This is a genomic window from Longinema margulisiae, from assembly GCF_025266855.1.
GTDB lineage: Bacteria > Spirochaetota > Brevinematia > Brevinematales > Thermospiraceae > Thermospira.
Genome location: NZ_CP053071.1, coordinates 2,418,948 through 2,430,673 on the forward strand (window position 1 = coordinate 2,418,948; position 11,726 = coordinate 2,430,673).

General features: G+C 46.2%; 9 protein-coding genes. 7 read left to right on the forward strand and 2 right to left on the reverse strand.

The annotated features are described in order from the left end of the window. Positions 1 to 142 precede the first annotated feature (142 nt). The 4 genes from BREVNS_RS10830 to BREVNS_RS10845 are packed head-to-tail and all read left to right on the forward strand — an operon-like array spanning position 143 to position 4,950. The gene (locus BREVNS_RS10830; protein WP_483427021.1) at positions 143 to 1,237 is read left to right on the forward strand and encodes a DegT/DnrJ/EryC1/StrS family aminotransferase; all 1,095 of its coding nucleotides are present in this window, start codon (positions 143 to 145) and stop codon (positions 1,235 to 1,237) included. After that, positions 1,237 to 2,484: a hemolysin family protein gene (locus BREVNS_RS10835; RefSeq protein ID WP_483428051.1), complete on the forward strand. Its 1,248-nt coding sequence runs from the start codon at positions 1,237 to 1,239 to the stop codon at positions 2,482 to 2,484. Before BREVNS_RS10830 ends, BREVNS_RS10835 begins: the two co-directional genes overlap by 1 nt. Then, entirely contained in the window at positions 2,481 to 3,737 is a 1,257-nt protein-coding gene (locus BREVNS_RS10840; protein WP_483427022.1) for a hemolysin family protein, read from the forward strand. Before BREVNS_RS10835 ends, BREVNS_RS10840 begins: the two co-directional genes overlap by 4 nt. After that, complete coding sequence (locus tag BREVNS_RS10845; RefSeq protein WP_483427023.1) at positions 3,715 to 4,950, forward strand: class I SAM-dependent RNA methyltransferase; 1,236 nt, start codon at positions 3,715 to 3,717, stop codon at positions 4,948 to 4,950. The genes BREVNS_RS10840 and BREVNS_RS10845 overlap by 23 nt, the downstream gene beginning before the upstream one ends. A 39-nt stretch (positions 4,951 to 4,989) precedes the next feature. Here the strand turns inward: BREVNS_RS10845 and BREVNS_RS10850 are convergent, their stop codons facing one another. Together BREVNS_RS10850 and BREVNS_RS10855 are read right to left on the reverse strand one after the other, a co-directional pair. Then, entirely contained in the window at positions 4,990 to 5,430 is a 441-nt protein-coding gene (locus BREVNS_RS10850) for a hypothetical protein (protein WP_483427024.1), read from the reverse strand. An 11-nt stretch (positions 5,431 to 5,441) separates the two neighbouring features. Then, complete coding sequence (locus BREVNS_RS10855; RefSeq protein WP_483427025.1) at positions 5,442 to 6,689, reverse strand: FlgO family outer membrane protein; 1,248 nt, start codon at positions 6,687 to 6,689, stop codon at positions 5,442 to 5,444. A 1,160-nt stretch (positions 6,690 to 7,849) separates the two neighbouring features. Between BREVNS_RS10855 and BREVNS_RS10860 the strand changes: the two genes are divergently transcribed. From BREVNS_RS10860 to BREVNS_RS10870, 3 genes are all read left to right on the forward strand, one after another. Then, the gene (locus tag BREVNS_RS10860; RefSeq protein WP_483427026.1) at positions 7,850 to 8,680 is read left to right on the forward strand and encodes a tetratricopeptide repeat protein; all 831 of its coding nucleotides are present in this window, start codon (positions 7,850 to 7,852) and stop codon (positions 8,678 to 8,680) included. A gap of 383 nt (positions 8,681 to 9,063) precedes the next feature. Then, positions 9,064 to 10,725 (forward strand): SulP family inorganic anion transporter, encoded by a 1,662-nt coding sequence (locus BREVNS_RS10865; RefSeq protein WP_483427027.1) that lies wholly within the window; start codon positions 9,064 to 9,066, stop codon positions 10,723 to 10,725. Positions 10,726 to 10,845: 120 nt separating this feature from the next. After that, positions 10,846 to 11,604 (forward strand): TatD family hydrolase, encoded by a 759-nt coding sequence (locus BREVNS_RS10870; protein ID WP_483427028.1) that lies wholly within the window; start codon positions 10,846 to 10,848, stop codon positions 11,602 to 11,604. Positions 11,605 to 11,726: the final 122 nt, after the last annotated feature.

Below are 11,726 nucleotides of genomic sequence, written 5' to 3' on the forward strand. Positions count from 1 at the left end.
AAAGCCTTGTTCAAGCAGAAACGACCTGAAAAAAATTTACTCCCCTCTGGAGAAGAAAAACCCCGCCATTTGAATTTTCGCTTGTTTCTCCTTATAATAAAAATCTATCACGGTGTGCTCGGCACACAAAAAGGAGAAAACTGTGGATTTCATTGACCTGAAAACCCAATATCAACGAGACAAGGAAGCTATCTGGTCAAGGCTTTCAAAAAACATGGAAAACGCCACCTTTATTCTTGGACCCGATGTCGCCGAACTTGAGAAAACCCTTGCCTCCTACGTAGGAGTCAAACACGCCATCGGAGTCGCCTCTGGAACGGATGCCCTCTGGATTCCCCTTCTTGCCTATGGCGTTGGACCTGGAGATGAGGTTATCACCACCCCATTTACTTTTGTCGCCACTATCGAGGTCATTGCCCTGGTAGGAGCCAAACCTGTTTTTGTGGACATTGATCCCAAGACCTATCTCATAGATATCAATCAGATTGAAAAAGCCATCACTCCAAGGACAAAGGGTATCATTCCTGTATCTCTCTATGGACAAACGCCTGATATGGACGTTATCAATGCCATTGCCAAAAAACACAACCTCTGGGTGATGGAAGACGCCGCTCAGTCGTTCGGTGCCCTGTACAAAGGAAGAAAGTCCTGTGGGCTCTGTGATGTGGCCGCTACTTCCTTTTTCCCATCCAAGCCTCTTGGTTGTTATGGAGATGGGGGTATGATTTTCACCAACGATGATGACTTGGCTACAAAGATGCGTCAGATAGCCAATCATGGCCAGCATGTTCGCTATCAGCACCGATATGTGGGAATGAATGCCCGACTCGACACCCTTCAAGCTTCCATCCTTTTAGCCAAATGGCCTCACTTTGAGGATGAAGCCAATGCCCGGCATAAAATTGGAAATTTTTACACAGAACTTTTGAAAGATACCGTTACCACGCCGGTTCTTGAACCCACCACTACCAGAAGTGTGTATGCTCAGTACACCATCCGGGTCAAAAACAGAGACCACTTCATCGCTAAACTCAAAGAAAACGGGATTCCAACGGCTGTCCACTACCCCATTCCCCTTCACTTGCAGGAGGCGTATGCCAACCTTGGTTACAAGAAGGGAGATTTCCCCCACGCGGAAAAGGCCGCTGAAGAGGTGGTCAGCCTTCCCATGCATCCCTTCCTCACCGAAGAAACTATACACTTTATTGTGAATACGGTGAAACAAGCGGTCCAGTGATGGAGACAACTCTGGTTTTCTCAGCGATTGGTATCGTGCTTCTCATCCTGTCAGCCCTCTTTTCCTCCAGTGAAACGGTCTTTGTTGGATTAGACGAGACCCGTATACGGACAGGAAAATTCTCAAAGATACGAAAAAACCTCCGCCATCTCTCCAAAAGAGGGGGAGCCGTCCTGGTGATCATTCTTCTCCTCAACAATATGGTCAATATTTTGTTCTCCTCTCTCATCTCCCAGACACTTCCCTCTTTTAGCCCTCTTGTTTCTTCTCTCATCATCACAGGTATTGTCCTCTTTTTTGGAGAGATGCTTCCCAAAACACTTTCCCTCTTCAAACCCGATGCCATGATTCTGATAAACAATACCTGGTTCTATCCCCTCTTTCGGGTTTTCGAACCAGTAGGACAAATTGTCTATAAAGGTATTGAGAAACTCATCCGCCTGATTCATAAACTCAGGCCTCCCACAGACGAAGACACAAAAGAAGTGAAAATCGAAGCCCTCCTCAGTATCGTCTCACGAGAAAACCTCTTCTCTGATGAAGAAAAGGACATGATTGAATCCGTTCTGAACTTTGCCAAACGAGAAGTCTGGAACATCATGACACCTCGAAACCGTATCGTGAGTGTTCCTGTGGACACACCCATTCCTGAGATTCTCAGGATATGTGAAAAAAGTCACTACTCCAAAATACCGGTATATGAAGAAACAGAAGACAACCTCATTGGGGTGGTATATATCCAGGATCTTTTAGAGTATGTCCATCGAGAAAAAAAACAGGGAAAAGTCGCCAAGGATATCATGCAACCCCTCTATTATGTTCCAGAAACGAAAAAACTCTCCGATATGTTAGAGGATTTCAAGCAAAAGAAACTTCGTATAGCGGCCGTGGTGGATGAATATGGACTGGCCGTGGGTATCGTGACTATTGCCGATGTGTTAGGGGATATTGCCGGCGAGGTGATGGACGAAACCTTTGGGCTTCACAAAAAGATTGTCAAACTCACAGGGAACCGTTTCCAGGTAAGTGGAGATATTAGCCTCATGGATTTCAACGACTATTTTGATGCTCATCTGCAAAGTGAAACCTATGAAACCCTTGCGGGCTACCTCATTGAGAAACATGGGGATATCCCCGAAAGGGGAACGGTTATTACCACGGACAATTTTACTTTCACCATCCAGAAATCAAATGACAAGCAGATTGAGTCTATTCTTGTAGACATCAAAAAAAGGAAAAAGCCATGATATGGGCCATTGTACTTCTTTTTCTCCTCTCTGCCTTTTTCAGTGGAAGTGAGACAGCCCTTCTTTCTATGAATCGACTCAAGCTCTATGCCAAACTCGAGAATAACGCCAAACATGAACGGCTTCTCTTTTTCCTTCTCAAACATTTAGATAGTGTGATCGGGAGCCTTCTTGTTGGAAATAACCTTGTCAATGTCCTTTTGGCTGTCCTGTTTACCCATCTTTTTAGCAGGTGGTGGCAGGATCCTTTTGTGATTTCTCTCCTCACGATGGGTGTTTTGACACCTCTTCTTCTCTTCTTCGGGGAAATTCTGCCAAAAATAGTGGCCAAAGAACTCTACACCCTTTATCTAAAACTCTTTGGCTGGCTCATCTTTGTGGCATTTCTTCTTCTTTTGCCTGTCCAATTTCTTTTTCACAGGATTATCACCACCCTTCTCTGGATGGTGGGTATTCGCCGAAAAAGAGAAATCTTCAGCCGGGATGAGTTTGAATCCCTTATCCATATGGCAGAACAGAGTGGGGAACTGCGAAAGAGTGAAAAAGACTTTATCGAAAGCGTCGTCAATTTCAAAAATGTGAAAGTAAAAGAAATCATGGTTCCTCTCATTCGTATGAGTTGCGTCGAAGAAAACGATAGCGTTCAATTAGCCGCCGCCCTCATGATAACCACCAAACATACCCGTATTCCTGTGTTCAAAATGCGTGTTGATAACATGGTCGGGTACCTCGACCACAAGGATATTCTCAACAAGCCAAGTGAAGACCCAGTAAAAAAATACATAAAAAAAGCCATCTTTATCCCGGATACCGTTTCCATCACCCAGGCTCTCTTGGAAATGCAAAGGCATAGTGTTCAGATGCTTTTTATTGTGGATGAATATGGTGGTGTGGTCGGGGCTGTCACCAATCATGATATCATTGGAGAGATTGTGGGAAACTGGATTGACAGCCGGGAAGAAATGTTCCACTATGAGAATGGTGTCTGGCACGTGAACGGAATGGCCAATATTGATGATGTCAATGACATAGTAGGAACAAAAATAGAAAAACAGGACTTTGAAACCATCGCTGGTTATCTTCTCACCGTTTTCGGGCGTATTCCAACCGCAGGGGACAGCTATGAAGACACTCATTTCGCCTTTGAAATAGAACATGCTACGGCTACTCGCATTGTGAGAATCAAAATCCAACCAAAACGAAACAAAAAAATCAAAGGGAGAAAGAACCGTGAAACCAGTACCATTCGTTGAAGACATTAACCCCCGCAAGACAAAGATTGCCGACAGAGAAGTTATTCTCAGGGTAGATCGCTATGCTGGAGAAGGGATGTGTATTGCCTACGAAGAAGGGAATAACGAAGGAAAAATCGTCTTCGCCCGCTACGTCCTCCCCGGTGAACGAATACGGGCCAAGATTTACAGGGAAACCAAAGATTATGCTATGGCCGACCCCCTCGAATGGCTTGAAACCTCACCCCAGAGACAAAACCCTCCCTGCCCCTATTTTGCCTTCTGCGGTGGATGTGATTATCAGATGCTTGATTATAAAACCCAGCTTGAGGTGAAAAAGAATCTTGTGCTTGAAACCTTTGCCCGCGTGGGCAAATTCCAGAATCTTGAACTCACAGGCATTATTGAAAGTCCTGAACCTTTTTACTACCGCAATACGGAGACCTTCAAGGTCAATGAACGAAAACGGCTCATCGGCTTTTTCAGAAAGGATACCAAGTTCATTGTAGATATCGAAAAATGTATGTTGGCCATGCCCGGTATCAATGAGGCTCTCTCCAAGCTCCGCCATCAGGACCCATTTCCTCCCCACAATTTCAAGGTACGTACGACCGTTCCCGGGGAAACTGTCGTCCACTGGGTGCGTTCCCCTTACTATGAGGATAAACCTGTCTACGAGGTGGTCAAAGCCGCCGGCAAGGAGTTCAAATTCAAAATCTCCAAGGATAGTTTCTTTCAGGTCAATACGTATGTTATTCCCCTCTGGCTTGAGAAAATCATTAGCTTCCTTGCCGAAGACAAACACGAACGTATCTTTGACCTCTACTGTGGGATAGGACTCATCACCCTCTTTGTGGGAGAATTTGCCAAGGAAACCATTGGGGTAGAGGTACAGAAAGCCTCTGTAGAGGATGCCTGGCACAACCTTCATATCAACGGTATCCAGAGCAAGATTGAATTCATCCAGGCTTCAGTCGATGACACCCTTGAAAAACTCGGCTATGCTGATGTTATGATTATTGATCCTCCGCGAAAAGGTATGGATCCCCATGTGATTGAGGTTCTCCGCCAAATGCAACCAGAGAAAATCATCTACTCTTCATGTAAACCAGCCACCATGGCACGTGATATTCGTTCTCTCTCTGATATGTATCATATTGATCAACTTTGGATGGTGGATATGTTCCCACAGACCCATCATATAGAGATGTTGGCTCTGCTCAGGAAAAAATAAAAAAAGCCGGTAGAACCTCTTCTACCAGCCACCATTTTCCTACTGGACCGTGAATGAAATCTCGGCACTGGAGTGTGTCACTTCCATATCGCTATTGTAAGCCCATACCGCCCAGTAATAGGTCTTTCCAGAAACCAATGACGGGGCCGCATTTTGCAAGGCTGGATAGTCCTTGAAGTTGCTATACTCCACATTGCCCGCCTGCCCACTCATCCCGCTTGTCCACATGGCAATACAGTCCTGGGTATTCACAATCTTTTTTCCCTCAATCTTGAGATGATTGGTAAACACCCCCACCACTTGGTAGTAAATCCCCTCTGGAGAATTCCAGACAAAGGTAGGAGTAGATGTTGCGGTGGTTTTCGGAGAGGTAACCACGATAAGCCTTGTTCCCTCAAAAAGAGGGTTTTCCTGAGAGAGAGAAGAACACCCTGCTATCAGGATCATGGTCAATATAACAAAAAATATATTTTGCTTCATAGCCATCCTCCTTAATAAGCAAACTGGAGACCAACACCTATGAAAAGGTTTTGCATCACCACGGTTTTTTCAGCGATATTATAGTCTCCAAAGAGATTCACCACCCGATAACGCAGAACCACATCCGAAGGGCTTGTCGTATAATAGGTCATCTCGATAAAGGGCGACACCTGACCTGTGGGAAAGAGGGTGAGTCCTCCTACCCCTTTGGCATAGAAACGAACATCATCCCACGAGGTATCCCGATCCCCAGGGAAGACAATACCAGCGCCCGCTCCAAGATAAGGGGAAACATAACGACTCTGATAGAAAAAGGCATACTTCACCACAAGATCCAGCCGGTGATAGTAAAGAAACTGGGTTTCTTCAAAGGTTTTGCCGCCGGGAAGATTGGTACTATATTTGTGGGTGATGAGATTTCCTCCATACTCCACCCCCACAATAAAACCCTTGTTGAGGTATTCGACTATCCCTATATTGAAAAACGGTTGATAGGGATCTCGCGAAAGCAGAGGAAGAAAATGAAGCCCAATCGTTGTTCGGAAAGGTCTCACCTCACCCGTCTGTTTTGTTAAAGTCACGGAGACCTTGGTCGTTTCTTTGGCTTTAATGGTCACGGTTTTTCGATACACCTCATAATTTTTGAGCGTTATGGTGAGGTCATAGGTGCCCGGCTTCATCATCCTTTTGGCGATAGGGGTATAACCCAAAATCTCATCCCCTACTCTCACCTCTGCTCCCGAGGGCGAAGTCTCAAGAGAAAGATATCCCACTTCACTTCCTGTGATCCCCAAACTCATTTTTTCAGCCATTTCCTGAACAGAGGCAAAAAGCGCATCCCCCAACGGGGCTTCTCTTTTCTCTGCTAAGATTATGACACCAGAGGAAACCTCCACCAATCGGGCGTTGACCTCTACCCTGTCTTTCACCACGGTATAACTCCCCAGAAGAAGATACTGGGCCGAAACAAGTGCCCCTATCCGAAGAGAGTTTGAGACATCGGTTTCCACTAACCCTGTAAGCACCAGTTTCTGTTCCTGAATGAGAGATTTGAGTTGTTGGCGTTCCACCACCCTGATATCCTTGTTTTTTGAAAATGCGGTGACAAAACTCTCTGCTAAACTCGAAGAGAGAAAGTCATACCCGCTTTGCTGACTGAGATTCTTGAAATCAAGAACCGCTACCGTTTTGCTTTCACTCCCAAAACACAAACCCCATGCTATAACAAAAAGTACTCCACTCCAAATCATCCTTCGCATACGCTACTCCTTTTTTTCTGTTTTACTATACCCTCTTTTTCTCAAAAAATCAACTTTTTTGTGCAAAAAAGAGAAAGTCTTTTCGTTCCAAATGTCGTTCCACATATGAAACTGAATACCTATTTTCACATTTCGAGACCTTTGCACGAATGTGCGAAGGTCTCAAAAAAGCGGTAAAAAACAAAAAATAGTATAAAAATGTTCCTTAACGTAATAAATAAAACTATTTCTTTGAACAAAAACAGACAAATAAGCCCTTGTAAATGGAAAAAGCGGGGTTTCAGGGGCGTAGCTCCTGACCCAAACAAGGGAAGAAAACACCCGTGCAAGGGTCTCATTTCTTATGAAGAGGGAAACAACACAAAAGCTTTCTGTTCTGGCACCTATTGAAAAAAGAGTCGGGCTTGAAAAAATCTAACGACAAGATAGGGTTATTACCCTGTTTCAGATAAACCATTGTTCTTTGCTGAGACAAGGTCATAGCCCCTGGGCCCTGGGGTCTTGGAAAGTCTCTTTCTTGCTGAAACATCGCCATAGCCCCCGCCCCTGCCTGCGGTGCACAGTCATAGAAGCTCCGTGGGAATAGAAGCCATGTGGGCTGGTGGGAGAGGGCTCCATTCTCCTGCCGATGTCCGAGCCATAGGAGGTGGCGAGGAAGCCCGGGGTCAGACATGGAGGGCTGTCCCCGGACGGCTACAGAAGAGAGCAGCGCTACAGTTTTTTGTTCCAGCCCGCAACACAGGAGACAGGTCGGTGGCTACAGAAACCGCCGCAGGAGCGGGGTGGGGTTTTCAAAAGGGGCAACGCCCCTTTTGCCCCGCGCGGGAGCGCTTTTTTCCGAAGTCAGGAGGACGAGTTGTGGTTGCCGAAGTCCAGAGGACGAGGCAATGTCACCCACGGAGGAAGGACTTTACCCAGAAAGAAAAGATGTCTCTCTCTTGTCCGCAAAAGCGGCCTATAGTCCGTCCGAGGCGCATGCGTAGCATGCAACGAGGACAACGCCATTCTGCACCCGTCTATCGCCGCGAGGGCAAAACTTTTTGATGAATGTGAAACTACAACAAGGGAATAGCCATCTCCTCACGAAAAAATCTTCGTTTGCTTTTTTTCCTGTTTAACTGTATGATAAAATCGATAAAAAAAGCAAAAGGGGGATACCTATGAAAAGAAACTTTTTTGCTTTTTTCATGGCAGGTGTGGTGTGGAGTATGCTTCTCTCATGTCAGACACCCCAAAAACCCTTTGACAGAGGAATGAGCTTTTTCTACCAGCAGAACTACACAAGCGCCATCGAAGCCTTTGCACAGGCCTTTTCAGAGAACGACAGGCCAATTGAAGCCGCCATCATGCACGCCACTTCTCTGCAAGAAGGAGAAGAGTACCAAGAAGCCCTCACCGTATGTGAGAAGGCCCTTGCACGTTTCCCTGATTCCCTTGCCCTCTGGGTAGAACAGATGCGTGTAGCAAGAGCCCTCACCAATGAGTCGCTTCTTGCTCTGTGTCGAACCAACATCCAGAGACTCTCTCCACAAAATGCCTGGGACTACAGAGCCCTCGGTTTTTTCTACAAGACATTTGAAAAGAACTCCCCTCAAGCCCTCGATGCCTATTCCAAGGCTATCGAAAAAGACCCTCAATTTGCCTTGGCCTACATTGATCGCGGTGATCTCTATTACGACCTCGACCAGGAGAACAACGCTATCCAGGACTACACTCAGGCCATAAAAATAAGCCCTCACTATGCTTATGCCTACTATAGCCGCGGCAATGCGTATCTCAACCGCAAGCAATATAGACAAGCCCTCAAAGACTTCAACAAAGCTATCAAAATAAACCCCCGCTACGCCCTCGCTTACCACGACAGGGGAGTGATCTACTATAGACTGAAAAAGTATGCAAAAGCCAAAGCAGAGTGGCTCAAAGCTAAAGAGCTTGATCCTCATGGGAGAGCCGGGGAACTGGCTGAAGGAAACCTTTGGCTTCTTCCTTGAAAACCTGAAGCCCTTGGTTTCAAGACCATTGTTCAGCCCCTTGCGTTGTTAGCAGGGGGCTTTGTTTTTTTTGGCTTTGAGAAAAGCCACCTTTCCCCATACAAAAGCCCCTTTTTGAGACCTTTGCACGAATGTGCGAAGGTCTCAAAAAAGTGGTAAAAAAACAAAAAATAGTATAAAAATGTTCCTTAACGTAATAAATAAACCTATTCCTTTGAACAAAAAAAGACAAATAAGCCCTTGTAAATGGAAAAAACGGGGTTTCAGGGGCGTAGCCCCTGAAACAAACAAGGGAAGAAAATACCCGTGCAAGGGTCTCTTTTTTGTTTTTTTTCTCTTTTTGCTTCATAATATACTAAAAAATTTTTCTCAGGAGTACCTCTATGCCCAAACTTACCCCAAAATTCTTTACGGTCATGAGAGAAGGATACACCCTCAAAATGTTCTGGCAGGATCTTTCGGCCGGGGTTCTTGTGGGTATTGTTGCTCTCCCTCTTGCTATCGCCTTTGCGATTGCCTCCGGGGTCAAACCGGAACAGGGGCTCTATACGGCCATTGTCGCAGGGTTTCTCATCTCCTTTCTCGGGGGAAGCCGTGTCCAGATTGGTGGCCCTACCGGGGCTTTCGTCGTTATTGTCGCCGGGATCATGCAGCAATATGGCTATGATGGGCTGGCTGTGGCCACCTTTATTGCCGGTTTTCTTCTCATTCTCATGGGACTGCTCGGTCTGGGAAGGGTGATTCGTTTCATTCCCCATCCTGTCACCGTCGGATTTACGGCTGGTATTGCCGTGATTATCTTCACTTCCCAGATCAAGGATTTTCTTGGTCTTGCGATACCAAACCTGCCTGCTGAATTCGTAGGAAAGATTGAAGCCTACCTCCACAGTATAGGAACCATCAATCCCTGGGCCGTGGTTATTGGCGGAGTCTCATTTCTGATTATCATTCTCTGGCCAAAAGTTTCCAGAAAGATTCCTGGATCTTTAGTGGCTATTCTTGTCTCCACGATTCTTGTGCAGATTTTCAATCTCCCTGTCGAAACGATCGGACAACGATATGGAAGTGTTCCCAACATGCTTCCTGCCCCAAGGATCCCTCACGTCTCCTGGGAGATTGTCCAGAAAATGTTTTCTCCTGCCCTCACCATCGCTCTTCTCGCCGGTATCGAAAGTCTGCTTTCGGCGGTGGTGGCTGATGGTATGCTTGGTACCCGTCACCGTTCCAATATGGAACTCATTGCCCAGGGAGTAGCCAATATCGCCTCTCCTCTCTTTGGTGGTATTCCTGCCACAGGGGCCATTGCACGTACAGCCACCAATATCAAAAACGGCGGTCGTACTCCCGTGGCTGGCATGATTCATGCCATAACACTTTTGTTGATTCTGATGTTTTTTGGAAAATGGGCCTCTCTCATTCCCTTAGCTTCTTTAGCGGCCGTCCTTATGAAGGTGGCTATCAATATGAGCGAATACCACGTCTTTGCCTCTATCTTCAAAACCACCAAATCTGACATCGCTATCCTTCTAACCACCTTCCTTCTCACGGTGTTTATTGATCTCACCGTGGCTATTGAAGTTGGTATTGTCCTTGCCGCTCTGCTTTTCATGTATCGCATGTCAAACGTCACTCAGGTCTCTCATCTCACCGAAGAAATGGAAGAAGAAGAAGAAATCACCGATCCCAAATCCATTGGCACACGGGATATTCCCAAAGGAATTGAAATTTTTGAAATCCAGGGCTCTCTTTTCTTCGGCGCTGCAGAAACCTTCAAAAGCCGCATCCGCAATATCCAGAAACCCCCAAAAGTACTTATTCTCCGCATGCGCCATGTCTACGCTCTTGACGCTACAGGACTGGCCGTCCTCGAAGACCTCTACAAAAAATGCAAACAGGAAAAAACCCGTCTCATCCTCTCTGGTGTTCATGCTCAGCCACTCGATATCCTTGTCCGAAGCGGCCTTGCTGACAAGATTGGAAAGGAAAATCTCTTCAAGGACATCGATGACGCCCTCGCCAAAGCCAAAGAACTTCTTTCTGCGTAGAAGGGTTTTCTCGTACGAAAAATCCAGGACCTTTGCGAAAAGCAAAGGTCCTTTTTTGTATAGTTAGTCGCCATTGTCTTTTTTGAAAAACCCTTTTCTTTCCCTTACACTATACCCATGATGTGGGATGCACACTGTCACCTTCATGACTCACGGATCACCGATCTGCCCCAGCAACTCCAGCAGGCAAAAGAAATACCCATCTCTCGATGGGTGGTCTGTTCTACAGGACCAGAAGACTGGGAGAAAGTGCTTTCTCTCTCTTTGCAGGACAATGCCCTTTTCCCCGCCTTTGGTGTCCATCCCTGGTATATAGACAACCTTCCCCTTGATTGGGAAAGCCAATTGTTCGACTACCTGAAAAACCACACATGTTTTGTAGGAGAATGCGGCCTTGACTTTGAAAAACCCTCTCAAGACATCCAAGAAACCATCTTTGCTACCCAGATACGCATGGCTATTGAATTAGGAAGACCCCTCAACATCCATTGCCGAAAGGCATGGCATAGACTACTTCCCTTGTTGAAACCGGCTATCAACCAGATACCGGGCTTTGTTATCCACGCCTACTCACAGAATCGTGATATCGCCATGCAGATTGCCTCCTACGGCGGCTTTGTCTCCTTTGCCTGCCATATCCTTCGCCCATGGAACCAGTCCCGCTACCAGAAACTCATCACAGAAATCCCCCTTGAAACTATCCTCATCGAAACAGACGCCCCTGATATTCCTCTTTATACCCTAAAAACAGGCCTCTCTTCTCTCTCACGGCTGTCTGATCTTGCCCTGGTTGCCAAACAAATCTGCGAGTGGAAAAGCATATCCCCAGAAACCCTCTCCCAGAGCCTCAAAAAAGCCTGGGAAAAACTCACCTCCTGAAACCAGGGGGCAACCCTTTTCTTTCCTGAATTATAAAGGCAAAAAAACTCGGCTATCATCTTGCCTCAAGAGAACGCCTCTTTGCTGAAACAGAGAAAGATCCTCTGGTTTTTCAGGTCCTT

Bases quoted from the DNA above. Each gene is read 5' to 3' on its own strand.
- BREVNS_RS10840 (WP_483427022.1), top strand. From the start codon at position 2,481: ATGATATGGGCCATTGTACTTCTTTTTCTCCTCTCTGCCTTTTTCAGT.
- BREVNS_RS10870 (WP_483427028.1), top strand. From the start codon at position 10,846: ATGTGGGATGCACACTGTCACCTTCATGACTCACGGATCACCGATCTG.
- BREVNS_RS10855 (WP_483427025.1), bottom strand. From the start codon at position 6,689: ATGCGAAGGATGATTTGGAGTGGAGTACTTTTTGTTATAGCATGGGGT.
- BREVNS_RS10860 (WP_483427026.1), top strand. From the start codon at position 7,850: ATGAAAAGAAACTTTTTTGCTTTTTTCATGGCAGGTGTGGTGTGGAGT.
- BREVNS_RS10850 (WP_483427024.1), bottom strand. From the start codon at position 5,430: ATGAAGCAAAATATATTTTTTGTTATATTGACCATGATCCTGATAGCA.
- BREVNS_RS10865 (WP_483427027.1), top strand. From the start codon at position 9,064: ATGCCCAAACTTACCCCAAAATTCTTTACGGTCATGAGAGAAGGATAC.
- BREVNS_RS10835 (WP_483428051.1), top strand. From the start codon at position 1,237: ATGGAGACAACTCTGGTTTTCTCAGCGATTGGTATCGTGCTTCTCATC.